23 protein-coding genes are annotated in these 24855 nt (G+C 69.4%); 14 read left to right on the forward strand and 9 right to left on the reverse strand.

Annotation, left to right across the window (positions count from 1 at the left end; translation table 11 throughout):
• Positions 1-148 precede the first annotated feature (148 nt).
• The 6 genes from AORI_RS45545 to AORI_RS45570 all read left to right on the forward strand — a co-directional run bounded on the left by AORI_RS45545 (position 149) and on the right by AORI_RS45570 (position 8164).
• Positions 149-2029 (forward strand): methylmalonyl-CoA mutase family protein, encoded by a 1881-nt coding sequence (locus AORI_RS45545; RefSeq protein WP_016331309.1) that lies wholly within the window; start codon positions 149-151, stop codon positions 2027-2029.
• The gene (gene scpA / locus AORI_RS45550) at positions 2029-4197 is read left to right on the forward strand and encodes a methylmalonyl-CoA mutase (RefSeq protein ID WP_043848562.1); all 2169 of its coding nucleotides are present in this window, start codon (positions 2029-2031) and stop codon (positions 4195-4197) included. The genes AORI_RS45545 and scpA overlap by 1 nt, the downstream gene beginning before the upstream one ends.
• A 3-nt stretch (positions 4198-4200) precedes the next feature.
• Positions 4201-5199: a methylmalonyl Co-A mutase-associated GTPase MeaB gene (gene meaB / locus AORI_RS45555; RefSeq protein ID WP_016331311.1), complete on the forward strand. Its 999-nt coding sequence runs from the start codon at positions 4201-4203 to the stop codon at positions 5197-5199.
• Between the two features lie 57 nt (positions 5200-5256).
• On the forward strand, positions 5257-5556 hold the full coding sequence (locus AORI_RS45560; RefSeq protein ID WP_016331312.1) for a hypothetical protein: 300 nt from the start codon (positions 5257-5259) through the stop codon (positions 5554-5556).
• 238 nt (positions 5557-5794) lie between these two features.
• Positions 5795-7093 (forward strand): amidohydrolase, encoded by a 1299-nt coding sequence (locus AORI_RS45565; RefSeq protein WP_081809636.1) that lies wholly within the window; start codon positions 5795-5797, stop codon positions 7091-7093.
• Positions 7094-7270: 177 nt separating this feature from the next.
• Positions 7271-8164 (forward strand): DUF559 domain-containing protein, encoded by an 894-nt coding sequence (locus AORI_RS45570; protein WP_016331314.1) that lies wholly within the window; start codon positions 7271-7273, stop codon positions 8162-8164.
• Between the two features lie 42 nt (positions 8165-8206).
• On the opposite strand, the gene AORI_RS45575 is transcribed toward AORI_RS45570, so the two are convergent.
• Positions 8207-8659 carry a gamma-glutamylcyclotransferase family protein gene (locus AORI_RS45575; RefSeq protein WP_179948472.1) on the reverse strand — a complete coding sequence of 151 codons (453 nt, stop codon included), beginning with the start codon at positions 8657-8659 and terminating at the stop codon, positions 8207-8209.
• Positions 8660-8786: 127 nt separating this feature from the next.
• Here AORI_RS45575 and AORI_RS45580 point away from each other — a divergent pair, with 127 nt between their 5' ends.
• From AORI_RS45580 to AORI_RS83225, 5 genes are all read left to right on the forward strand, one after another.
• Complete coding sequence (locus tag AORI_RS45580) at positions 8787-10190, forward strand: NAD(P)H-quinone dehydrogenase (protein ID WP_016331316.1); 1404 nt, start codon at positions 8787-8789, stop codon at positions 10188-10190.
• 80 nt (positions 10191-10270) lie between these two features.
• Positions 10271-10735, forward strand: coding sequence for a hypothetical protein (locus AORI_RS45585; RefSeq protein ID WP_228688300.1), 465 nt, complete (start codon positions 10271-10273; stop codon positions 10733-10735).
• Between the two features lie 117 nt (positions 10736-10852).
• Entirely contained in the window at positions 10853-11491 is a 639-nt protein-coding gene (locus AORI_RS45590) for a class F sortase (protein WP_016331318.1), read from the forward strand.
• A gap of 5 nt (positions 11492-11496) precedes the next feature.
• The gene (locus tag AORI_RS45595) at positions 11497-12039 is read left to right on the forward strand and encodes a hypothetical protein (protein ID WP_016331319.1); all 543 of its coding nucleotides are present in this window, start codon (positions 11497-11499) and stop codon (positions 12037-12039) included.
• Positions 12040-12051: 12 nt separating this feature from the next.
• Positions 12052-12636 carry a hypothetical protein gene (locus AORI_RS83225; RefSeq protein ID WP_123798271.1) on the forward strand — a complete coding sequence of 195 codons (585 nt, stop codon included), beginning with the start codon at positions 12052-12054 and terminating at the stop codon, positions 12634-12636.
• Positions 12637-12717: 81 nt separating this feature from the next.
• Here AORI_RS83225 and glpK read toward each other — a convergent pair whose 3' ends face one another.
• Positions 12718-14229, reverse strand: a complete 1512-nt coding sequence (glpK, locus tag AORI_RS45605; RefSeq protein ID WP_016331321.1) for a glycerol kinase GlpK — start codon at positions 14227-14229, stop codon at positions 12718-12720.
• 14 nt (positions 14230-14243) lie between these two features.
• Entirely contained in the window at positions 14244-14999 is a 756-nt protein-coding gene (locus tag AORI_RS45610) for an MIP/aquaporin family protein (RefSeq protein ID WP_200870956.1), read from the reverse strand.
• A gap of 234 nt (positions 15000-15233) precedes the next feature.
• Here AORI_RS45610 and AORI_RS45615 point away from each other — a divergent pair, with 234 nt between their 5' ends.
• Together AORI_RS45615 and AORI_RS45620 are read left to right on the forward strand one after the other, a co-directional pair.
• Entirely contained in the window at positions 15234-16973 is a 1740-nt protein-coding gene (locus AORI_RS45615; RefSeq protein WP_016331323.1) for a glycerol-3-phosphate dehydrogenase/oxidase, read from the forward strand.
• 216 nt (positions 16974-17189) lie between these two features.
• A complete protein-coding gene (locus tag AORI_RS45620; protein ID WP_016331324.1) occupies positions 17190-18653 on the forward strand; it encodes a benzaldehyde dehydrogenase in 1464 nt (487 codons plus the stop codon).
• A gap of 33 nt (positions 18654-18686) precedes the next feature.
• Here the strand turns inward: AORI_RS45620 and AORI_RS45625 are convergent, their stop codons facing one another.
• The 5 genes from AORI_RS45625 to AORI_RS45645 all read right to left on the reverse strand — a co-directional run bounded on the left by AORI_RS45625 (position 18687) and on the right by AORI_RS45645 (position 22381).
• The gene (locus tag AORI_RS45625) at positions 18687-19217 is read right to left on the reverse strand and encodes a GNAT family N-acetyltransferase (protein WP_123798275.1); all 531 of its coding nucleotides are present in this window, start codon (positions 19215-19217) and stop codon (positions 18687-18689) included.
• Positions 19218-19238: 21 nt separating this feature from the next.
• Positions 19239-19613: a DUF1707 SHOCT-like domain-containing protein gene (locus tag AORI_RS45630; RefSeq protein ID WP_016331326.1), complete on the reverse strand. Its 375-nt coding sequence runs from the start codon at positions 19611-19613 to the stop codon at positions 19239-19241.
• 41 nt (positions 19614-19654) lie between these two features.
• Complete coding sequence (locus AORI_RS45635; RefSeq protein ID WP_016331327.1) at positions 19655-20110, reverse strand: DUF1707 SHOCT-like domain-containing protein; 456 nt, start codon at positions 20108-20110, stop codon at positions 19655-19657.
• Positions 20111-20156: 46 nt separating this feature from the next.
• Entirely contained in the window at positions 20157-21947 is a 1791-nt protein-coding gene (locus AORI_RS45640) for an acetyl/propionyl/methylcrotonyl-CoA carboxylase subunit alpha (protein ID WP_016331328.1), read from the reverse strand.
• 149 nt (positions 21948-22096) lie between these two features.
• Entirely contained in the window at positions 22097-22381 is a 285-nt protein-coding gene (locus AORI_RS45645) for an SAV_915 family protein (RefSeq protein ID WP_016331329.1), read from the reverse strand.
• An 83-nt stretch (positions 22382-22464) separates the two neighbouring features.
• Here AORI_RS45645 and AORI_RS45650 point away from each other — a divergent pair, with 83 nt between their 5' ends.
• Complete coding sequence (locus tag AORI_RS45650) at positions 22465-23148, forward strand: hypothetical protein (RefSeq protein ID WP_016331330.1); 684 nt, start codon at positions 22465-22467, stop codon at positions 23146-23148.
• Between the two features lie 285 nt (positions 23149-23433).
• Here the strand turns inward: AORI_RS45650 and AORI_RS45655 are convergent, their stop codons facing one another.
• Positions 23434-24798, reverse strand: a complete 1365-nt coding sequence (locus AORI_RS45655; RefSeq protein ID WP_043847903.1) for a dicarboxylate/amino acid:cation symporter — start codon at positions 24796-24798, stop codon at positions 23434-23436.
• Positions 24799-24855 lie beyond the last annotated feature (57 nt).

Genomic DNA, 24855 nt, shown 5'->3' on the forward strand with positions numbered 1-24855 from the left:
TCCGTCTGATCACACGCACCGTCCGGCCAGTCACGCGAAACCGCCATTCGCGACCAGCGGCCCCCACCTCGCCGCGCCCCCTAAGCACCCCCTAGGCGCGACTAGCGTCACAGGTGGTGCCACTTGAGGGCCGTTAGCATCGTTGGCTATGACGGAAGTGGCCGAAACGGAGTCAGTGCCGACCCCCGGCGAGCCCGACGCGCCCGGAGAGCTGGAACTCGCGGCGGAGTTCCCGGAAGCGAGCCGGGAACAGTGGCGTGAGCTCGTCGCAGGCGTGCTGCGCAAGAGCGGCGCCATCGACGAGTCCTTCGACGGCCTGCCCGAAAGCAAGCTGGTCACACGGACGTACGACGGCCTGGAGATCCAGCCGCTCTACACCGCCGAAGACACGGTCGAGGGGACTGGTTTCCCCGGTCTTCCGCCGTTCGTGCGAAGCGCCCGGCCCGAAGGCGCGGTGACGACCGGCTGGGACGTCCGCGCCCGGTACGCGCGCCGCGACGCCAAGGCCACCAACGCCGCGATCCTCGCCGACCTCGAAGGCGGCGTCAGCTCGATCTGGCTGCGCGCCGGCGCGACCGGGGTCCCCGTCGCCGACCTGGGCGACGCGCTGAACGAGGTCTACGTCGACCTCGCACCCGTCACGCTCGACGCGGGCGAAGAGTACGAAGCCGCCGCGAACGAGTTGTTCACGCTCTTCGCCGAGCGCGAGATTCCGGCGAGCGCGGTCACCGCGACCTTGGGCGCCGACCCGATCGGCTTGACCGCGCGCACCGGCACGGCGCATCCGCTCGCCCCCGCCGCGGAATTGGCCGCGCGCGTCGCCTCCAGTCACCCGAAGGTGCGGACGATCGTCGCCGACGGCCTCCCGTTCCACGAGGCGGGCGGCTCGGACGCGCAGGAACTCGGCGCGGCCATCGCCGCGGGCGTCGCGTATCTGCGGGCGCTCACCGAAGCGGGGCTGGACGTCGACACCGCCGCCGGCCAGCTCGAATTCCGGCTCGCCGCCACCGCCGACCAGTTCCTCACGATCGCCAAGTTCCGTGCCGCGCGGCGGCTGTGGGCCCGGGTCACCGAGGTCGCCGGGGTCTCAGCCGGTAAGGGCGCCGGCATGCGGCAGCACGCGGTCACCTCGCCCGCGATGCTGACCCAGCGCGACCCGTGGGTGAACATGCTGCGGACCACGCTCGCCTGTTTCGGCGCCGGGGTCGGCGGCGCGGACGCGATCACCGTGCTCCCGTTCGACGCCGCGATCGGCCAGCCGGACGCGTTCTCCGCGCGGATCGCGCGCAACACGCACGCCGTGCTGCTGGAGGAGTCCAAACTGGCCGGTGTCATCGACCCGGCGGGCGGCTCCTGGTACGTCGAGAACCTCACCGACGAGCTGGCCAAGGCCGCGTGGCGCGAGTTCACCGCCATCGAGGCGGCGGGCGGGATCGAGGCGGAACTGGCGTCCGGCGCGCTCGCCGCGCGGCTCGCCGAGACCTGGGAGAAGCGGTCGAAGCGGCTCGCGACCCGGCGTGATCCGATCACCGGCGTCAGCGAATTCTCCAACCTGACAGAGAAAGCGGTCGTCCGCGACGCCATGGACGACGTGGCGGGCGGCGGCCTCCCGCGCTACCGGTACGCCGAGGCCTTCGAGGCGCTGCGAGACCGGGCGGACGCGCATCCCAGCCGTCCTCGCGTCTTCCTCGCCACGCTCGGCCCGGTCGCGGCGCACACCGCGCGGGCGAGTTTCGCGGCGAATCTGTTCCAGGCAGGCGGGATCGAGGCGGTGAACCCGGGCGCGCCCGAGGATGTCGTCGCGGAATTCCGGGCCAGCGGAACGAAGATCGCCTGCATCTGCGGAAGCAACACCTCCTACGCGGAGGAAGCCGACAGCGTCGCGAAGGCACTCAAGGAAGCCGGTGCCACCTCGGTGCTGCTCGCCGGGAAACCCGGCGATCACCCGGACGTCACGGGCTACCTCTTCACGGGTTGCGACGCCCTGGAAATCCTGACCGGCACGTTGACCGAGCTCGGAGTGCAGTGATGACCATCCCGAACTTCGCCGGAATCGACCTCGGCTCTCCCGAACCGGCCGACCGTCCTCAGTGGACCGAAGCACTGCACGCCGCCACCGGCAAGGGCCCCGACGCCCTCGCCTGGGAGACGCCGGAAGGCATCGGCGTCAAACCGGTGTACACCGCCGACGATCTGTCCGGAGTGGACTTCCTCTCGACGTATCCCGGTGTCGCGCCGTATCTGCGTGGCCCGTACCCGACGATGTACGTCAACCAGCCGTGGACCATCCGCCAGTACGCGGGTTTCTCCACCGCCGAGGAGTCGAACGCCTTCTACCGTCGCAACCTCGCCGCCGGGCAGAAGGGCCTCTCGGTCGCCTTCGACCTCGCGACGCACCGCGGCTACGACTCCGACCACCCGCGCGTCGCCGGTGACGTCGGCATGGCGGGCGTCGCGATCGACTCGATCTACGACATGCGCCAGCTCTTCGACGGCATCCCGCTCGACAAGATGAGCGTTTCGATGACCATGAACGGCGCCGTGCTGCCGGTGCTCGCGCTGTACGTCGTCGCGGCCGAGGAGCAGGGGGTCACGCCGGACAAACTGGCCGGGACCATCCAGAACGACATCCTCAAGGAGTTCATGGTCCGCAACACCTACATCTACCCGCCGCAGCCGTCGATGCGGATCATTTCGGACATCTTCTCGTTCACGTCGCGGAACATGCCGAAGTACAACTCGATCTCCATCTCCGGCTACCACATGCAGGAAGCCGGGGCGACCGCCGACCTGGAGCTGGCGTACACGCTCGCGGACGGCGTCGAGTACATCCGCGCCGGGGTCGAGGCCGGGCTGGACGTCGACAAGTTCGCGCCGCGCCTGTCCTTCTTCTGGGCGATCGGGATGAACTTCTTCATGGAGGTCGCGAAACTCCGCGCGGCCCGCCTCCTGTGGGCGAAGCTGGTGAAGGGCTTCGAGCCCAAGTCGTCGAAATCCCTGTCGTTGAGGACGCATTCGCAGACCTCCGGCTGGTCGCTGACCGCGCAGGACGTCTACAACAACGTCGTCCGCACCTGCGTCGAGGCGATGGCGGCGACCCAGGGCCACACGCAGTCGCTGCACACCAACGCCCTCGACGAAGCGCTCGCGCTGCCGACCGACTTCTCCGCCCGCATCGCGCGGAACACGCAGTTGTTGCTGCAGCAGGAATCCGGCACCACCCGCGTGATCGACCCGTGGGGCGGCAGCGCGTTCGTCGAGAAGCTGACCTACGACCTCGCGCGCAAGGCGTGGGGGCACATCACCGAGGTCGAGCAGGCGGGCGGGATGGCCAAGGCGATCGACGCCGGCATCCCCAAGCTGCGCATCGAGGAGGCCGCGGCGCGGACGCAGGCGCGGATCGACTCCGGTCGCCAGCCGGTGATCGGCGTCAACAAGTACCAGGTCACCGACGACGAGCAGATCGACGTGCTCAAGGTCGACAACGCGGGCGTGCGCGCGCAGCAGCTGGAGAAGCTGCGGCGGCTGCGCGAAGAACGTGACGAGGACGCTACTCAGGACGCGCTGCGGCGGCTCACCGCGGGCGCCGAGTCCGACGGCAACCTGCTCGCGCTCGCCATCGACGCCGCGCGGGCGAAGGCCACCGTCGGCGAGATCTCCGACTCGCTGGAGAAGATCTGGGGGCGCCACTCCGGCCAGATTCGTACCATCTCCGGTGTGTACCGCGAGGAGGTCGGCAAGACCGAGAACGTCGAGCAGGCGCGCGAACTCGTCGAGAAATTCGCCGAGGAGGAGGGCCGCCGTCCCCGGATCCTGGTGGCGAAGATGGGCCAGGACGGCCACGACCGCGGCCAGAAGGTGATCGCGACCGGCTTCGCCGACATCGGTTTCGACGTCGACGTCGGCCCGCTGTTCTCCACGCCCGGCGAGGTCGCGCGGCAGGCGATCGAGGCGGACGTGCACGTGATCGGCGTTTCGTCGCTGGCCGCCGGGCACCTCTCGCTGGTGCCCGCGCTGCGCGCCGAACTCGCCGAGCAGGGCCGCGAGGACATCATCGTCGTGGTCGGCGGCGTCATCCCGCCGCAGGACTACGAGGAGCTGCGCGCGGCGGGCGCGGCGGCGATCTTCGGCCCCGGCACGGTGATCGCCGAAGCGGCGATCGACCTCATCGGACAGCTGACCGCCCAGGAGTCCTGAACCTTGCCGCGCAAGATCGACGTCGGGGCGCTGGCCAAAGGTGTCCTCGCGGGTGACCGCGGCCTGCTGTCGCGGGCGATCACGCTCGTCGAGTCCAATCGGGACGATCACCGGGCGCAGGCGCAGGAGCTGCTGGTCGAGCTGCTCCCGCACGCGGGCGGGGCGCGGCGCGTCGGTATCACCGGCGTCCCCGGTGTCGGCAAGTCGACCTTCATCGACCAGCTCGGCACGGATCTGACCGGGGCCGGGCACAAGGTCGCCGTGCTGGCCGTCGACCCGTCGTCGACGCGGACCGGCGGCTCGATCCTGGGCGACAAGACCCGGATGGCGCGGCTCGCGGTGGACCCGAAGGCGTTCATCCGCCCTTCGCCGACTTCGGGCACGCTCGGCGGTGTCGCGCGGGCGACCCGCGAGACGATCGTGCTGATGGAAGCGGCCGGGTACGACATCGTGCTGGTCGAGACCGTCGGTGTCGGGCAGTCCGAGGTGACCGTGGCGAACATGGTCGACTGCTTCCTGTTCCTCACCCTGGCCCGTACCGGCGACCAGTTGCAGGGGATCAAGAAGGGCGTCCTCGAACTGGCGGACGTCATCGCGGTCAACAAGGCCGACGGCGACCACGAACGCGACGCGAAACGCGCGGCGCGCGAACTGGCGGGCGCGCTGCGGATGATCTACGGCCGGGACGCCGAGTGGACGCCCCCGGTGCTGACCTGCAGCGCGCTCACCGATGTCGGGCTCGACGAGGTCTGGGCCGAAATCGGCCGTCACCGCGACGTCTTGACCGCTTCGGGTGAACTGGACGAGCGGCGACGGCGGCAGCAGGTGGAGTGGACCTGGGCGATGGTCCGCGAACAGCTGCTCGGACGGCTGGCGGCGCATCCGGACGTCCGAGCGGTCGTTCCGGACGTCGAACGGGCGGTCCGGGACGGTGAGCTGACCCCGACGCTGGCCGCGCAACGGATTCTGGAGGCGTTCTCCGGTCCTCCGCGTGGCGGCTGACGCGGGAACCCGGCAGAGTGCAGAATCGGGTTCGCGCCACGCCGTCGAAAGGGAGTCATGCCGAAAAGGTCTCGTCTCGGGCAGCTTGCCGGGCTCGTCGCCGCCGGGCTGGTCGTCTGCGCGCCCGCCGCGCAGGCCGTTGAGATCCAGGCGCCCGCGCCGGTGATCATGCAGGCAGCGGCGGTGCACGAGGTGCTCGAACAGGCGCCTCCGGGGCCGGTGCTCGACCCCGCCGAGACCGACAAGGCCAACAGCCAGGAGACCAAGAACAAGGTCATCGCGGGTATCGCCGCGGCGATCCTGCTCGGCTTGGTGATCCTCGGGCGTCGCTCCCGTTCCAAGAAGAAGAAGTCCTGAACCGCTACCCGTAAGTAGAAGGACTCTCCGCTTAGCCCGGGCCGAACTCTCGCAGCCGTTCATCGCAGATCCACTACCGGCCATCTCCGGCTCGATCACTCGACGAGCGGCTTGTCATCTGCATGGTGCACGATCTATCGCAAATGCGTATCACAGATCGAACGGCACCCAGCGTGCCTTCAGCGACCACTCGTACGGTGGTAGACGAAGGTGACTGTGTTGCGGGAGGAGGTGCGGCGTGACGGTGCTCGATTCACGTCCGGACATTCCAGGCGACCCCGAGGGTCGCGTCGTTGCCCCTATAGAGGCGCCCACCGCGCTGATCTCCGAGGCCGGCGTCAGCATGGCACCTGTGCATGATCTGGGTGCCGGGCGTGGCCCCTTCTGGCTCGACGACTGGCTCCGCGCGAACGCCACCGACGTCGTCGCGTGGCGTCGTCGTATCCACGCGCACCCGGAGCTCTCCCGCCACGAGTTCGCCACGACCGAGATGGTCATGTCCCTGCTCCGCTCGGTGGGGCTCAAGCCGTGGATGCTCCCCTCGGGTACCGGCGTGGTCTGCGACATCGGCAGCGGCGACCGTTGCGTCGCGCTGCGCGCCGACATGGACGCCCTGCCGCTGACCGAGGCCACCGGGCTCCCGTACGCCTCCAAGACCGAGGGCGCCGCGCACATGTGCGGGCACGACGCGCACACGGCGATCCTCCTGGGCGCCGCCCGGGCGCTGGCGGGCGCGCCGGAGCTGCCGGGTCGCGTACGGCTGATCTTCCAGCCCGCCGAGGAGGTCATGCCCGGCGGTGCGCTGGACATGATCGCCGCCGGCGCGATGGAAGGCGTCGAGCGGATCTACGGGCTGCACTGCGACCCGCGGCTCGAGGTCGGCAAGGTCGGGCTGCGCGTCGGCGCGCTGACCTCCGCCGCCGACCTCATCGAGCTGCGGCTCACGTCGCCGGGTGGGCACACCTCGCGCCCGCATCTGACGGCGGACCTGGTGCACGCGCTCGGCACCGTGATCACGTCACTGCCCGCGGTCCTTTCGCGGCGCGTCGACCCGCGATCCGGGACCGTGCTGGTCTGGGGCGCGGTGCACGCGGGGCAGGCCGCTAACGCGGTCCCGCAGGACGGGGTGCTGCGCGGCACGCTGCGTACGGCGGACCATGAGGTCTGGACGATGCTGGAGCCGCTCGTCGCGGCTTCGGTGGAGTCGCTGCTCGCGCCGACCGGGGTCGGGTTCTCCCTCGACTACCGCCGCGGCGTGCCGCCGGTCGTCTCCGATCCGGAGTCGCACGCGCTGATGCGGGCCGGCGTCGAGGCCGCGCTGGGCGAGACCGCCGTGGCCGGGACCGAGCAGTCGTCCGGCGGCGAGGACTTCGGGTGGTACCTGGAACACGTCCAGGGCGCCTTCGCTCGCCTCGGCGTTTGGTCCGGTGAAGGCCCGATGGCCGACATCCACCGCCCGACCTTCACCCTCGACGAGCGTTCGCTCCTGTGCGGAGTCCGCACCCTGGTCCACACCGCCCTGGCCACCCTGGCCTGACGTCCATTCACTCACGCGTGTCGTCCGTCTGATCACGCGTGTCGTCCACCTGGTCACAGGTGTTCGCCACAGCCGGTGTCGAACACCTGTCCACAGGTTATCCACATCGGTGAAGTTATCCACAGATGTGGATGAGTGGCCTTTCTGAGGCCGCAAAACCCAACGATCCTCGAAGGCATGATCGATTGGGGAGGACAGCATGGGGCGGTCTCGCGTAGTGAGGCCGACAAGGTTCTGGGGCGTCGACTGGTCCTTGAGGGATTGGCCACAGGCGTCCTCGTCCAGCCGTGGCGGGGCGTGGTCATCCACGCTGCGGATTCGCTCAAACTGGCGACGCGGGCACAGGCGGCCCTGCTCGTGGTGGGACAGCCTGCGGCGCTGTCGGGAGCCACAGCCCTTGCCCTACATGGGATTTCGGCTGTGGACGACACGAGCATTCACGTGACGGTGCCCCACTCGCGGCGGGTCAAGTCGAAGCCCGGGTTGACCATCCATCAGGCCGACTTCCAGCCCTCGGATGTCGTCGAACTCGACGGGCTCGCCATGTTCTCCTTGGATCTGGCGCTGGCCGATTTCCTCTGTGATGGGGACAAGCGAACCGCGTTCGCCGCACTGGACGAGGCGATGCACGGGCTCGCGCCGGACCATGTCCGAACCCTGCGTGCGAACGTTCGGGACCGGATCGTGGACCGACGAGACCGACGAGGTATCCACAGGGCGGTCATGCTGCTCGACCTGGCGACCGGCAAGGTGGATTCCCCGCCGGAGAGCATCCTTCGGTTGATCGTCGTCGAGGCGGGGTTCCCGATACCGGAGACGCAGTACGAGATCACCACGATCGAGGGGCGGCCGCTGTACGTCCTCGACATGGCGTGGCCTGCTCGGCGAGTCGCTCTGGAGTACGACGGCTTCGCTTCCCACGAGGAGCGTCGCGACTACGACTCCGAGCGAGATGCACGGATGGCTGGGCGGGGGTGGATCACGATCCGGGCGTCAGCTGAGGACCTTCGTGATCCCCGGCGCGTCCTGTCCGAGCTGACCAAGGCGTTCGGAAGGCGCGCGGTCGCGTGATCGGACTGGCGACACGTGTGATCAGGCGGACGACACGCGTGATCAGCCGGAGATGCCCTGGCAGGGGCGGGTGCGGAGGGCGTCGACGTAGTCGGCGGGGGCGCCGGCGGCCTCGGCCGCGTCGGCCAGTACGCCGAGGTAGCGCGCCGATGGGAGGCCGCCCTCGTAGGCGTCCAGGACGTACAGCCACGCCAGCACGGAGCCGTCCATGGTCTGCACGCGGAGCCGGATCTTGGAGTGGATGCCCAGCTCGCCGCCTTCCCAGCGGTCGAGATTGGGCTCGTCCAGCGAGGTGACGTCGTACAACACCACGAAGACCCGGGAGCCCGGGTCTTCGACGATGGTCGCCAGCGCGCCTTCCCAGCCGAGGTCCTCGCCGCCGAAGGTCAGCCTCCAGCCTTCCAGCCAGCCGGTGCCGGCCATGGGCGAGTGCGGAGCGCGCTCCAGCATCTGGGCGGGCTCCATATTGGATCCATACGCGGCATACAACGGCACGGCCACAGCCTAGCGACCTACCGGTCACCCGGCTGGACGCACATGCCGTGTCCGGCCACTCAATCCGCCCAACGGTCGCCCGCGTACGGTAAACGCAGTCACAGACACCGGTGCGAGGAGGAGACCAGTGACCAAGATCGTGATCATGGGCGGAGGCCCCGCCGGTTACGAAGCGGCACTGGTCGCGGCCCAGCACGGAGCCGACGTCACCATCGTCGAACGGGACGGCCTCGGCGGCGCGTGCGTGCTCTACGACTGCGTCCCGTCGAAGACGTTCATCGCCTCCTCCGGCGCGCTCGCGAACATGCACGACCTGCGCGAGCTCGGCATCAACACCGACATGGCCGACACCAGCGTCGACCTGCCGACCGTCCACGGCCGCGTGAAGGGCCTCGCGCTCGCGCAGTCCGCCGACATCCGCGCCCGCGTCCAGCGCGAGGGCGTCCGCGTCGTCATCGGCCAGGCCCGCTTCGACGACGAAGAGGCCGGGCTCGCCACGCACAAGGTCGCCGTCACCGCCCCCGACGGCTCGACCGAGGTGCTCGACGCCGACGTCGTCCTCATCTCGACCGGCGCCACGCCGCGGGTGCTGCCCGGCGCCGTGCCGGACGGCGAGCGCATCCTCGACTGGCGTCAGCTCTACGACCTGCGCGAACTGCCCGAGCACCTGGCCGTCATCGGCTCGGGTGTCACCGGCGCCGAGTTCGCCTCGGCCTACACCGAGATGGGCGTCAAGGTCACCGTCGTGTCCAGCCGCGACCGCGTGCTCCCGCACGAGGACGCCGACGCCGCCGCCGTGCTCGAAGAGGTCTTCTCCCAGCGCGGCACCACGGTCGTCAAGCAGGCCCGCGCCGACAAGGTCGAGCGCACCGAAAAGGGCGTCGAGATCCACCTCTCCGACGGCCGCGTGATCGAAGCCAGCCACGCGCTGATGACGGTCGGTTCGGTGCCCAACACCACCGACATCGGCCTGGAGAAGGTCGGCATCGAGCCCGGCCCCGGCGGCTTCATCGGCGTCGACCGCGTCTCCCGCACCAGCGCGCCCGGTATCTACGCCGCCGGCGACTGCACCGGGGTGCTCATGCTCGCCTCCGTGGCCAGCATGCAGGGCCGCATCGCGATGTGGCACGCGCTCGGTGAGGGTGTCGCGCCGATCAAGCTCAAGACCGTCGCCGCCAACGTGTTCACCCACCCCGAGATCGCGACCGTCGGCATCAGCCAGCAGGCGATCGACTCGGGTGAGGTGCCCGCCCGCACCATCATGCTCCCGCTCGCGACGAACGCCCGCGCGAAGATGGAAGGCCTGCGACGCGGTTTCGTGAAGCTGTTCTGCCGCCCCGCCACCGGCGTGGTCGTCGGTGGGGTGGTCGTGGCGCCGACGGCGAGCGAACTCATCCTTCCCATCGCGCTCGCCGTCCAGAACCAGCTCACAGTGGAACATCTGGCACTGACATTTTCGGTGTACCCGTCGCTGTCGGGGTCGATCACCGAGGCGGGCCGCCAGCTGATGCGGCACGACGACTTGGACTGATCTCCGTCGGACGAGCAACCTTCGCGGGGGTGCCCGCGTCTAGCGCGTGTCGGTGTTTCGTTGACAGCTAGGGGTTTTTCGTGATTCGCAGGGTGCTCGCCGGAGCGGTGGCGATCGGTGCGGCGGTGCTGGCGGGGCCGGCGACCGGCTTCGCTCAGCAAGCCCAGCCGGATCCCGGTGTCACCGTCCAGCTCAACGACGACACGGCTTACGAACTCGGGCTCGTCAACAAGTACGTGCACGGCGAAGCCAACGTGGCGCTGGCGCAGTGCCCCGGCGGTGACGGCATGAAGGCGCCGACGTCGACGACGTTCTCTTCGCCGGTGCTGACCGTCGGGAAGTACGACTACGGCCCGCTCATCGGGGTCCCGGCGAATGTCAGCGCCGACGTCGAACTCAAGGCGGGCACGGCGCCCGGCAGCTACCCGCTGACCGTCAACTGCAACGGAAAGTCTTATACGGCAACGTTTTCCGTTCCGCCCCGGCAGGTGAGCGCGGTGCCTTCCGGTGGTGCTCGCGCCGGTGACGGCAGCCTGGCGTCCTGATTTCCTTCCGCCCGTACCGGCGATCGCGATCATTTCGTGACCGGGGAGGGCAACCGACCGGCCGTGCGCTGCGTTTGCCAGGCGTGGGGCCGGCTCGGCGCGCCTCGGGAGGTGGGCATGAAAGCGAAACAGGTGCCGCTGGTGCTCGCGGCCGCTCTGCTGGCCGTCCTGGCGACGCTGGCGGTCGTCCTGTCCGGGCCGCGGGAGACCGGCCAGGCCGCGCCCCCGGCGAGCGCGGAGCGGACAGAGGTGCCGGTGGCGCCGAGCGACGAGCCGCAGGCCGAACCGGCCGCCGGGATGGCGAAGGCCGATCCGGTGTCGATCGACGTGCCGAAGATCGACGCGAAGTCCAGCCTGATCCCGCTCGGGCTCAACGCCGACAACACCATCGAGGTGCCGCCGGTGACCCAGCCGTTGCAGGCGGGCTGGTACGTGCACGGTCCGACGCCGGGGGAGGTCGGGCCGTCGGTGATCCTCGGGCACGTCGACGGGAACAAGCAGAAGGGCATCTTCTTCCGCCTGAAGGAACTCGCGCCCGGTGACAAGGTCTCGGTCGCCCGCAAGGACGGCACGACGGCCGAGTTCGCGGTCACGAAGGTCGAGCGGGTGGCGAAGGACAAGTTCCCGACCGACGCCGTCTACGGCGACACCACGGAACCGGAACTGCGGCTCATCACCTGCGGCGGGGTCTTCGACAAGGCGTCGCGCAACTATCTCGACAACATCATCGTTTTCGCCCGGTTGATCGCGAGGTGAGTTCCATGATCAGGTCCGCCTTGGTGCTGGCGTTCGGGGTCGCACTGGTCGCCCCGGCCGTCGCGTACGCGCAGGACGCCCCGTCCACGAGCCGGAAGGCGGATCCGTACCCGTTCCTCGGGCTCTCGCCCCGGCAGGCGGCCGCGGGGGAGGAGATCCTGGTGTCTGTCGGCTGCCCGGTCGGCGAACTGGGCGAGGTGAAGTCGAAGGTGCTCGACCGCATCGGCGAATTCACGGTGACCAACGAGGTTCCGGTGATCCAGGGGGCCGTCGCGCATATCGACGCCGGGGCGCGGCCTGCCTTCTACGCGATCACGGCGATCTGCAAGACCACGACGATCACGGCCAATCTCGAGGTCGTGCCGGACAAGACGCCGACCTCGTCGAGTAAGCCGCCGTCGCCGAAACCGACTGTGCTGCCGAAGCCTGCTCCGCCGGCGAAACCGGCTTCGGGCCGTCAGGTTTCGAAGATTCCGGTGGGCGCGCCGCAAACCGGGGCAACCGATTCCTTTTCCCGATGGTGTTCTCAGTGCGAGGGCTCGCAGTGAGGGAGAAAGATCATGGGAATGAAGGGAATCGTCGCGGGCGCCGGTCTGCTCGCGATGACGGCGGGAGTGTTCCTCGCGCCTCAGGCGTCGGCCACCGCGCCGCCGCCGAAACTGTCGGTCAGCCCGGCGAAGGTCGCGCCGGGGCAGGCACTGCACTTCACCGCCAGTTGCCATGGCACGCGGACCGCCGTGACGTCGCCGGGGCTGACCGGTCCGGTCACGCTCTCGGCCCAGTCCGGCGCGACCTACGACGGGCGCGGGAAGGCCGCGGGGAGAACCGGCAAGTTCAAGGCGAGTTTCCGGTGTGACGGCGGGCCGAACCTGCCCGCCGCGAGTGGGACGGCGACCGTCGAGTTCGAGATCGTCTGCCCGCCGCCGACGACCACCACGCCCACCGAACCGCCGTCGAGCAGCAAGCCCCCGTCCAGCAGCCGTCCGCCGTCGAGCAGTGAACCGCCGCCGAGCAGCAGCGCGCCGTCGTCGAGCTCGGCGCGGGTCGTCCCGGCCGCGGTGACGAAGCCGTGCGGCACGCCGGGCAAGACGCCGCAGGTGAAGGTCAAGCCCACCGGTGCCCCGCAAACCGGCGGCGGCGTTTAGTCCTCTGAATGCGCCAAGTAAGTGAAGGCCTCCTTGAGGGACGCAGGGTCCCTCAAGGAGGCCTTCACGGACAACCGCAGGTCAGTCTTCGTCGACCCAGTCGAAGGTCTTCGTGACCGCCTTCTTCCAGTTCCGGTACTCCGACTCGCGGCGGGTCTCGTCCATCGACGGGTCCCACTGCTTGTCCTGCGCCCAGTTGTTGCGGATGTCGTCCTCGCTCTTCCAGAAGCCCACCGCGAGACCGGCCGCGTAGGCCGCGCCGAGCGCGGTAGTCTCGTTGACCACCGGCCGGATCACCGGCACACCGAGGATGTCGGCCTGGAACTGCATGAGCAGCTCGTTGACGACCATGCCGCCGTCGACCTTCAGCGACTTCAGCGGGACACCGGAGTCGGCGTTCATCGCGTCGATGACCTCGCGCGACTGGAACGCCGTCGCCTCCAGGACCGCCCGCGCGATGTGCCCCTTGTTGACGAACCGGGTCAGGCCGACGATCGCGCCGCGGGCGTCGGAGCGCCAGTACGGCGCGAAGAGGCCCGAGAACGCCGGCACGAAGTACGCGCCACCGTTGTCCTCGACGGTCCGGGCGTGCTGCTCGACTTCGGCCGCGGAGCCGATCAGGCCGAGGTTGTCCCGCAGCCACTGCACGAGCGAACCGGTGACCGCGATCGAGCCTTCGAGCGCGTACACCGTGTCGTTCGAGCCGATCTTGTAGCAGACCGTGGTGAGCAGCCCGTTGTCCGACATGACCTTCTCGGTGCCGGTGTTGAGCAGCATGAAGTTGCCGGTGCCGTAGGTGTTCTTCGCTTCACCCGGCGACAGGCACGCCTGCCCGAAGGTCGCCGCCTGCTGGTCGCCCAGGATGCCCGAGATCGGGACCCCGGCCAGCGCGCCCTTCTCCCGGACCTTGCCGTAGGTCTCCGAAGACGACCGGATCTCCGGGAGCATCGACGGCGGGATCGTCATCTCCTCGGCGATCTCGGCGTCCCAGGCGAGCGTGTCGAGGTCCATCAGCATGGTCCGCGACGCGTTGGTCGGGTCGGTGACGTGCACGCCGCCGTCGACCCCGCCGGTCATGTTCCACAGCACCCAGGTGTCCATGTTGCCGAAGATCAGGTCCCCGGCCTCGGCCTTGGCGCGGGCGCCGTCAACGTTGTCGAGGATCCACTTGATCTTCGGTCCGGAGAAGTAGGTCGCCAGCGGCAGGCCCACCTTCGCGCGGTAGCGCTCCTGCCCGCCGCCGAGCGCGCCGAGGTCGGCCACGATCTTGTCGGTGCGGGTGTCCTGCCACACGATCGCGTTGTACACCGGCTTGCCGGTGGTGCGGTCCCAGACCAGCGTGGTCTCGCGCTGGTTGGTGATGCCGACGGCGACGATGTCGCTCGCGACCAGGTCGCCCTTCGCCAGCGCGCCCGCGGCGACGGCCCGCGTGTTCTCCCAGATCTCTTCGGCGTTGTGCTCGACCCAGCCCGCCTTCGGGAAGATCTGCTCGTGTTCCCGCTGGTCCACCGCGACCACCCGGCCGGAGTGGTCGAAGATCATGCAGCGGGTCGACGTGGTGCCCTGGTCGATCGCGGCTACGTACGAAGTCATCTAGAACTCCAGTCTCAGGTGAGGTTGTGGACGGCGAGGAAGAGCAGGGCGGCCAGGGCACCGCCGACCAGCGGGCCGGCGACCGGGATCCAGGAGTAGCCCCAGTTCGGGTTGGCCTTGTTCTTGATGGGCAGCAGGAACGCGTACGCGATGCGCGGGCCGAGGTCGCGGGCCGGGTTGATGGCGTACCCGGTCGGGCCACCGAGGGACTGGCCGATGACCAGCACGACGAACGCCACACCCGCGTAGCCGAGCGCGGAGTTGCCGAAGTTCGGCGTGCCGCCCTCGGCCGTGGCGTTGGCGTACACCGGGCTGAGCAGGATCCACGCGACCAGCACGAAGGTGCCGATGATCTCGGTGACGAGGTTCCACGCCTTGTTCGGGATCTGCGGAGCGGTCGAGAAGATGCCGAGCGTCTCGTCGCGCTGCGGGTGGTCGTCGAACTGCAGCTTGTAGGCGGCCCAGCAGAGCACGGCGCCGAGGATCGCGCCGACCATCTGCCCGGCGAAGTAGATCGGGACGTCCGCCCACTTCGTCTTGTCCGCGATGGCGAGGCCCAGCGTCACCGCGGGGTTCAGGTGCGCACCGCTCGGCGCGGCGATGCTCGCGCCGGCGAAGACCGCGAACGCCCACCCGAGGGTGATCATCACGACGCCACCGTTGTGGCCGTTGTTCTTCCGCAACACGTGGTTGGCGACCACGCCGTTACCCAACAGGATCAGGACCGCCGTTCCCAGCAGCTCCCAGACGAATATGGCTCCCACACTCACCGCTTGACCTCCACTTTGGACATTCCGCGCAGGGTCGAACACGGTGTGCTACGGCGCCCTTGCCGACCCACGTCCGTGGCACGTTACCGTCGCGTATTTGTTCCTTCCAGGCGCCGCGGGAACCAATCCTTCCAAGATCGACGAGGGTTACGCCACACGTGTCACCCGCATAACGGACCGGTCGCGGCCGATCGTGCGATGCTGGAGTCACAGCGGCACAAGGAGGAATGTCACGTGGCAAGCTCTCAGCGCGAAGCCGAAAACAGCCCCGCCAGGCTGGGACCGCTCAAGCGGGAAGAGTCTTGGCAGCGGCTGGGTGAGGACAAGTTCGATCTCGTCGTCATCGGTGGCGGAGTGGTCGGGGCAGGCACGGCGCTCGACGCCGCGACACGCGGCCTGCGGGTCGCCCTCGTCGAAGCGCGAGACCTCGCCTCGGGAACGTCGAGCCGGTCCAGCAAGCTCTTCCACGGCGGGCTGCGCTACCTCGAACAGCTCGAATTCGGTCTGGTGCGGGAAGCTCTGCGGGAACGCGAGCTGATGCTGACGACGATCGCCCCGCATCTGGTGAAGCCGGTCAGCTTCCTGTACCCGCTGACCCACCGCGTCTGGGAGCGTCCGTACACCGCGGCCGGCCTGCTGATGTACGACACGATGGGCGGCGCGCGGTCGGTGCCCGGCCAGAAACACCTGAGCCGCGCCGGTGCGCTGCGGATGGTCCCGGCGCTGAAGCGGTCCGCGCTGATCGGCGGGATCCGTTACTACGACGCGCAAGCCGACGACGCGCGCCACACGATGACCGTCGCCCGCACCGCCGCGCACTACGGCGCCGTGGTGCGCACCTCCACCCAGGTGGTCGGTTTCCTCCGCGAGGCCGATCGCATTTCCGGGGTCCGCGTGCGCGACGTCGAGGACGGCCGGGAGACCGAGATCCACGCCTCCGCGGTGGTCAACTGCACCGGCGTGTGGACCGACGAACTGCAGCGCCTTTCCGGTGGCCGCGGCCGGTTCCGCGTGCGGGCGAGCAAGGGCGTGCACATCGTCGTCCCGCGCGACCGGATCGTCTCGGAATCGGGCATGATCCTGCGCACCGAGAAGTCCGTGCTGTTCGTCATCCCGTGGCGCAACCACTGGATCGTCGGGACCACCGACACCGACTGGAACCTCGACCTCGCGCATCCCGCCGCGACCAAGCACGACATCGACTACCTCCTCGAACACGTCAACACCGTGCTCGCGACACCGCTCACGCACGACGACATCGAAGGTGTCTACGCGGGGCTCCGGCCGTTGCTCGCCGGGGAAAGCGAAGAGACGTCGAAGCTTTCGCGCGAGCACGCGGTCGCGCGTGTCGCGCCGGGACTGGTCGCGATCGCGGGTGGCAAGTACACGACGTACCGGGTGATGGCGGCCGACGCCGTCGACGCCGCGGCCGTCGACCTGCCGGGCAGGCCGCAGTCGTCCATCACGGACAAGGTGCCGCTGCTCGGCGCCGACGGCTACCACGCGCTGGTGAACCAGGCCGACCATCTGGCGGGCGAGCACGGGCTGCACCCGTACCGCGTGCGTCACCTGCTCGACCGGTACGGCTCGATGGTGCACGAGGTCCTCGCGCTCGGCGAAGGACGGCCGGAACTGCTGAAGCCGCTGGAGCACGCTCCGGACTACCTCGGTGTCGAGGTCGTCTACGCGGCCAGCCACGAGGGCGCGCTTCACCTGGAAGACGTGCTCGCGCGCCGGACGCGGATCTCCATCGAGTACGCGCACCGCGGCGTCGACTGCGCCGCGCAGGTCGCCACGCTGGTGGGTGAGGTGCTCGGCTGGTCGAAGGACGAGGAGAAGCGCGAAGTCGAGGTGTACAAGGCGCGGGTCGACGCGGAACGGGAGTCCCAGTCGCAGCCGAGCGACGAGGCCGCCGACGCGTTGCGCTCCGCCGCGCCCGAAGCGCGCTCGGGGATCATCGAGCCGGTGAGTTGACCGTTGCCGCCCAGTGGTGTGCCGCGCGCGCAGGGATCGTTGCCTGATCGAGTGAATCTGGCATAGCGTCGGCCGTCCCAGCCCGCGCGGCCGAAGGCCCCGCTATCGCGGTGGCAGGGCCCCTGTCCGCGAACGGGAGAAGTTTGATCGGCGCCCTGCCGACGTCGATCGCGGCCGCGGGCTCCTTGATCAGGCACAGAGACGGAAGGCGGCCTTGTGGTGTTTCTCGACTCGTCGACGTGGACGGACCGGATCTTCGCCGGCGGTGCCTGGGTGCCGGGCACCGGCGGCACCCGGAAGGTCACGGAGCCCGCGACCGGAGCGGTGCTGGGCAGCATCGGGATCGCCTCGGCCGAAGACGCCGCGAAGGCGGCGGAAACGGCGGCCGAGGCGCAGCGTTCCTGGGCGGCGACACCGCACGTCCAACGGGCCGCGATCCTGCGTAAAGCCGCCCGGCTGTGGTCGGAGTACGCCGACGAGATCCGCTGGTGGAACATCCGCGAGGTCGGCGCCGTGCCGGGTGTCGCGGGCTTTTCGCTGCACGTCGCGGAGCAGGAGTGCTACGAAGCGGCGGCCCTGCCCGGCCGGCCGTACGGTGAACTCCTGCCGAGTGAAGAGCCGCGCCTCTCGATGGCGCGCCGCGTCCCGGCCGGTGTGGTCACGGTGATCTCGCCGTTCAACATGCCGATCATCCTGGGTATCCGCTCGGTCGCCCCGGCGCTCGCGCTGGGGAACGCGGTCATCCTGAAGCCGGATCCGCGCACCGCCGTCACCGGTGGTGTCGTCCTCGCGCGGATCTTCGAGGAGGCGGGGCTGCCGTCGGGCGTGCTGCAGATGCTGCCGGGCGGGGCGGACGTCGGCGAGACGCTCGTGACGCATCCGGCGGTCCGGGTCATCTCGTTCACCGGGTCGACCGGCGCCGGGCGCAAGGTCGGTGAACTCGCCGGAAAGCATTTGAAGCGGGCACATCTGGAGCTGGGCGGGAACTCCGCGCTCATCGTGCTCGACGACGCGGACGTCGACGAGGCCGCCGGGGTCGCCGCGTTCGGCTCGTTCTTCCACCAGGGCCAGATCTGCATGACCACCGGCCGGCACCTCGTGCACGAGCGGCTCTACGACGACTTCGTCGAGCGGCTGGCGGCGAAGGCGGCCGCGTTGCGGGTGGGCGACCCGGCGCGGGACGAGGTCGCGCTCGGGCCGATCATCGACGCCGGGCAGCGGGACAAGATCCACGAACTGGTCACCGCCAGCGTCGCGGCGGGCGCGCGGGTCGCCGCCGGCGCCGAGTACGACCGGCTGTTCTATTCGGCGACGGTGCTCGCCGACGTGCCGCCGACGGCGCCCGCGGTCGCCGAGGAGATCTTCGGCCCGGTCGCGCCGGTCGTGCGGTTCTCCGACGCGGAGGAGGCCATCCGCCTCGCGACGGCGAGCGAATACGGGCTTTCGCTGGGGATCGTCACGCGGGATGTCCTCAAAGGACTGGAGCTCGCGGACCGCGTCCCGACCGGGATCGTGCACATCAACGACCAGACCGTCAGCGATGAGGCGAACAGCCCCTTCGGTGGCGTCGCCGCTTCGGGCACCGGAAGCCGCTTCGGCGGTGCGGCGGCGAACATCGAGGCGTTCACCGAGACCCGGTGGGTCACCGTCCGGAACCCGCCGCCCACCTACCCCTTCTGACCGGCGGATCGCGTTTAGCCCGCTAAACGCAGGTCAGGCGGTACGGCGCCAGCGGATGAGGCGTTCCCCGGTCGGGGCCGGCTCCAGTTCGGGCCCGACCAGGGTGAACCCGCATTTGCGGGCGACCGAGGCGGACACCTCGTTCGTCTCCTCGTAGCGGTAGCTGACCTCGCGCAGGCCGAGCCCGCCGAAACCGAAGCGCAGGGCCGCGTTGAGCGCGGTGCTCGCGACCCCCTTGCCCCGCGACGCCGCGCGCACCCAGACCGACGCTTCCGCGTACCCGGCGTCGAGATCGAGATCCCGCAGGCCGACCTCGCCCAGCAGATCCCCGGTCGTCGGCTCGGCCACCGCCCAGGAACAGCGCTCGTCACCGGCCCACTGGGCGGCGCGCAGCGCGACGTATTCGGTCGCCTCGTCGAGGTCCCGCAATCGGTAGTTCAAGACGTACTTGCGGTGCGTCGGGTCCGCGAAGGCCGCGACCAGCGCGGGACGGTCGTCGAGGGCCTTGTCCGCCCGCAGCTGCCGCAGGTAGTACTCGCCCGCGTTGATCTCCACCGGTTCCACCCTTCGAGGGTAACCGGAGCTTCAGCGACGGCGGCTCATGATCAGCGCGACCGCCAACGGCAACAGGAAGACCAGGAACGTCCCGCGGGTGAAGAAGAACAGCGCGATCGCGACCGCGGCGGCGATCGGCACGGCACTGGCCGTCAGCCATTTCGATGGCTGGACCTCGTTCTTAGCGGACGCCTGCGCGACGCCGGGCATCGGCGGCAGGGGGAGCAGCGCGCTGGGCCGGGGCGAGGGCAGGTCCGTGAACAGCGGTTCGAGCTCGCTCGCCATCCTCGCGGCGCTGACCTTCGCCGACCGCGCACCGAACTCGTCGAGGTCGAGTCTGCCGGTGCGGACATGCTCTTCCAGCGCCTCGAGCGCGTCTTGGCGTTCGGCGTCGCTCAGCCGCATGTCCGGTCTCTCGGCACCCACGTCCCGAGTCTACGGGCGGATCAGCCGTCGAGTTCCCGTCGACGCTGCTTCCCCAGCTTCTTGTGGGAGTTCTCCCAGCCCTTGCCCCAGATGCCCTCGCCGACGGCGCTGATCCCGATCGGGACGAGGATGAACCACCAGGTGATGCCGGTGGTGATGATGAGCGCGATGGTGGCGATGAAGAGGATCGGCAGGAGCGCGCCCATGACGCGTTGCGTCGGGGAGATACCCGCCCACGGCGACACCGGTTTCTCCGGTTCGCCGGCGGGCGCGTCGTAGCGGGGGTGCGGCTCGGGCAGGTCGAGGAAGATTTCGGCCAGCTCGCCGCGGGTTTTGGCGGCGGTGATCCGGGCGGACCGGTCACCGAACTCGTCGATGTCGATCCTGCCGACGGTCATATGCTCGCCGAGCGCGGTCAGCGCGGACTCGCGATCCTGATCACTGATCCGCAGCCGCGGAGACGGAACCTCGCTCACCCTTTCGAGAATAGGCCGGGCGAGGCCCCGTCAACCACGACATTCGTCAGTCTTTGAGCTCGAACAGCTGGGTGCCCTGCGTCACCGCGGCGCCGACCTCGACCGCAAGCCCGGTGACCGTGCCCGCCTTGTGCGCGGTGACGGGGTTCTCCATCTTCATCGCTTCGAGCACGACGACCAGCTCGCCCGCCTCGACCCGCTGGCCCTCTTCGACGGCGACCTTGACGATGGTGCCCTGCATCGGCGCGGTGACCGCGTCGCCGCTCACCGCGGCCTTGGTGCCGCCCGCACGCTTGCGCGGCTTGGCCTTCACGGCCGTCCCGCCGCCACCGGCGTCGAGCGAGAAACCGCCGGGGAGCGACACTTCGAGCCGTCGGCCGCCGACCTCGACGACGACGTTCTGCCGGGGCTGCTCTTCCTCGGCCTCGACGGTTTCCGGGGCCACGAACGGCTCGATGGTGTTCTCGAACTCGGTCTCGATCCAGCGGGTGTGGACGCTGAAACCGTTCTCGTCGCCGATGAACGCCGGGTCGTTCACGATCACGCGGTGGAACGGCAGCACCGTCGCCATCCCGTCGGCGACCATCTCGGCCAGCGCGCGGCGGCTGCGCTCGAGCGCGTTCTGCCGGTCAGAGCCGGTGACGATCAGCTTCGCGAGCATCGAGTCGAACTGGCCGCCGATGACGCTGCCGGACTCGACGCCCGAGTCGACGCGGACGCCGGGGCCGCTCGGCGCGACGAACTTCGTCACGGTGCCGGGGGCGGGCAGGAAGCCGCGGCCGGCGTCCTCGCCGTTGATGCGGAACTCGATCGAGTGGCCGCGCGGTTCCGGGTCCTCGGTGATGCGCAGTTTCTCGCCGCGCGCGATGCGGAACATCTCGCGCACGAGGTCGAGGCCCGTGGTCTCCTCGGACACCGGGTGCTCGACCTGCAGCCGCGTGTTGACCTCGAGGAACGAGATCGTGCCGTCGACGGCGACGAGGTACTCGACGGTCCCGGCGCCGTAGTAGCCGGCTTCCTTGCAGATCGCCTTCGCGGATTCGTGGATGCGCTTGCGCTGCTCGTCGGTCAGGAACGGCGCGGGCGCCTCCTCGACCAGCTTCTGGTGACGGCGCTGCAGCGAGCAGTCGCGGGTGCCGACGACGATGGCGTTGCCGTGCTGGTCGGCGAGGACCTGCGCCTCGACGTGGCGCGGCTTGTCCAGGTAGCGCTCGACGAAGCATTCGCCGCGGCCGAAGGCGGCGATCGCCTCGCGCGTCGCCGATTCGAAGAGCTCGGGGATCTCTTCGCGGGTGCGGGCGACCTTCAGGCCGCGGCCGCCGCCGCCGAACGCCGCCTTGATCGCCACCGGCAGGCCGTGCTCGTCGGCGAAGGCGACGATCTCGTCGGCGTTCGCGGCGGGGTCCTTCGTGCCGGGCACGAGCGGGGCGCCGGCGCGCAGCGCGATGTGGCGCGCGGTGACCTTGTCCCCGAGGTCGCGGATGGCCTGCGGGCTCGGCCCGATCCAGGTCAGCCCGGCGTCGATCACGGCCTGGGCGAAGTCCGCGTTCTCGGAGAGGAACCCGTAACCGGGGTGGACCGAGTCCGCGCCCGATCGCTTGGCGGCGTCGAGCAGCTTGTCGAAGACGAGGTAGCTCTCGGCCGCGGTGGTGCCGCCGAGCGCGAAGGCCTCGTCCGCGAGGCGCACGTGGGGTGCGTCGCGGTCAGGATCGGCGTAGACGGCGACGCTGGTCAGCCCGGCGTCCTTCGCCGCCCTGATCACCCGTACCGCGATTTCCCCGCGGTTCGCGATCAGGATCTTGGTCACCGGACCACCTGTGCCGGCCTGCTCGGTCACGCCGTACCTCCTGCGTTCGCACGTCGGGCCGCCCCGATGCGGCTCCGCAGCAGTTTACGGAAGTTCCCGCTCTGATTAGTGAGAGCAAGGCCACCCGGTGACACTGTTTATAGCAGCGACTCACGGTGCCGTAGTTCTTCTAACAGGCGCTACACCAGGGCTTCGCGGTGCCGCAGTTCTTCCGGAAGATCGGAATCGAGCACGATCAGGTCGTACGGCTGGGCCTGGTGGATCCGGCCGAGGTGCTCGGATTTGACCAGCGCCCACGGCTGATGCGGCCCGCAGCACTCGACCAGACGCTGCACGGAACTGAAGGCGATCAACGCCATCCGGCCGTCCTTGGTCGCGCGGAGTTCGATCTCCGCGCTCGAGTAGTCCTTCGGCTTTTTCGCCGTCGGAAGGAACAGTGCGGTGGGCAGTCCGGGGTTCGTCACAGGAACAACATAGACGTGCACTCTGCGCTAGATCACTTACGCTCTCGGATATGCGGACACAGGAAGCGCGGGCGCCACGATCCGTGCTGCTCACCGCCCTGCTGGCGGTGGTGGTGACGGCCGGCGTGATCGTCACCGTGATCCTGCTCCGCCCGGCCGCTCCGACGCCCGCCGGTGACCCTGGCGTGCCTCCCGTGTCCGATGGTGCCCCAAGTGCGCCCGGGGTGAACTGCGGCGACTCGGTCTGCCGGGAGATCGGCGCGATGACCGTCGGCGGGCTGCCCGTCGTGCTGCTGGCCGACTCCGCGGGGAAGCAGGGGGTGGTCCGGATCGGCGCGGACACCGCGTACCCGCTGATGATCAACGACATGGGGGTCACCCTGAAGGGCGATTCTCTGCGCTGTGTCGACGGCTCGACGCCGGTGTGCCTGGTGCGCGGCGAGACCGGCGGCGGCGCGGCGGGCGAACTGTTCGTCGCGCGCGGCGGGATCTGGCGGGACACCGGGAAGCCGTATTTCTCCGATGCCGGGACGATCGCCCTGAACGACGTGACCGCCGACGGGGTCGCGGACGTGATCGTCGTGCGGCACGAATGTCCCGGCGCGCAGTCCGGGTCGGCGCGGTGCCAGGCGGCGCCGGTGCTCGCGGAGGTCTACGACGTCGCCCGCGGTTCCGTGGGGTGCACGCGGCGGTACACCGCGCCTTCGGAGCTGAGGGGATGGCCGGATGTGCGGCTGTCGAAGGCGGACCTGCGGGCCTGCCCCTGACGGGGAGCAAGGGACCTTTGCTACCACTGGTGGCGGGAGGCGGGGGTGTGTGGAAATAGGGACGTTGAGTGTCCCTATTTCCACACACCCTGTACGCCGCGTAGCGATGCGTACGGACTGTGTGGATTTTGGTGCGTTGGATGACCCGAAATCCACACAGTCGCCACAGCGCGGGGAGCAAGGGACCTTTGCTACCACCGGCGGCCGGTCCCGGCCCAAGTACGTGAAGGCCCCCTTCACTGCGCTAGACGCAGTGAAGGGGGCCTTCACGTACCGGCAGAAGCGTCACGCACCCGCGGTGGCAGGCTCCTTCGCGGAAGAAGTAGCCGCTTCGCCGCTCTCAGTCGGCGAAGGGTCCGTCGGCGAGTTGAGCACCTCGTCGTCCAGAAGGCCTTCGCTGCGAGCGACGACCACCGGCACGACGATCTGGCCGGCGACGTTGGTCGCGGTCCGCATCATGTCCATGATCGGGTTCACCGAGTAGATCAGCGCGATCCCGAGCGCCACCTGCTGCGCGTCGAGGCCGATGAACGCGGTGGTCAGGGTCAGCGCGGTCAGCCAGCCGGTGGTGCCCGCGGTGGCCAGCGCGCCGAGCACGGCGACCACGACGATCCCGACGTACTGCCAGATGTTCAGCGAGACCCCGGACAGGTTCGCGATGAAGATGGCGCCGATCGCGGGGAACACCGCGGCGCAGCCGTCCATCTTCGTGGCGCTGCCCAGCGGAGTCGCGAAGGCGGCGTACGCGGGCTGGACGCCCAGGTTCACGGCGGACTGCCGGGTGAGGGGCAGCGTCGCGGCCGAAGACTGCGAAGCGAACGCGAACTGGATCGCCGTGCCCGCCTTCGAGAAGAACTTCAGCGGGCTGACCTTCGCCACGAACTGGAGCAGGATCGGGTAGACCACCAGCAGCACCACGAGGCAGCCGACGTACACCGCGAGCGTGGTGGTAAACAGCGGGCGGAACAGCGCGTCACCGTAGTTCGCTACCGCGGCGCCGATCAGGCCGACGATGCCGATCGGGGCGAGCCGGACGATCCAGCCGAGGTAGCGCTGGATGATCTCGAAGACGCTGGTGGTGAAGTCGACGAACGGCTTGGCCTTGTCACCGAGGCTGTAGGCCGCCGCGCCGATCAGCACGGCGAGGAAGAGCACCTGAAGCGTCGAGCCTTCGGTGAAGGCGGCGAAGAAGTTCTTCGGCAGGAAGCCTTCGACGAAGGCGCTCCAAGAGCCCCAGTTGTCGACGCTCTTGGTGGCCTTGTCCGCGTTCTTCGCGGTCGCGGCGACGCCTTCGCCGAGACCGCCGCTGCCCGGGTTGAACAGCTTCGCGACGGCGATGCCGATCAGCGACGCGATGAACGAGGTGATCGCGAACCACAGGACGGTCTTGCCACCCAGCCTCGCGGCCTTCTTGCCGCCGCCGAGGTTGCGCAGGCTGTTGATGCCGACCACGATCGCCGTGAAGACCAGCGGGATCACCGCGATCTGCAGCAGCGTCGTGAAGATCGTGCCGATCTGGTCGAGCAGGTCGGTCAGCCAGCTCGCCTCGGTCGTCCTGGCGAGGACGCCGAGCAGGGCGCCCACGACGAGCGAGCCGAGGACCGCCGCCGCGAAGACCCTTGGCCTGGTATAGGTCCGAATGAAAGACACGGGGCGACTCCGGTGCGTGAAGGTTTCCTGATTTCCCGAACGTGAAGAACGTTCGGC

Source organism: Amycolatopsis keratiniphila, assembly GCF_000400635.2.
In the GTDB taxonomy this organism is placed as follows: Bacteria; Actinomycetota; Actinomycetes; order Mycobacteriales; family Pseudonocardiaceae; genus Amycolatopsis; species Amycolatopsis keratiniphila.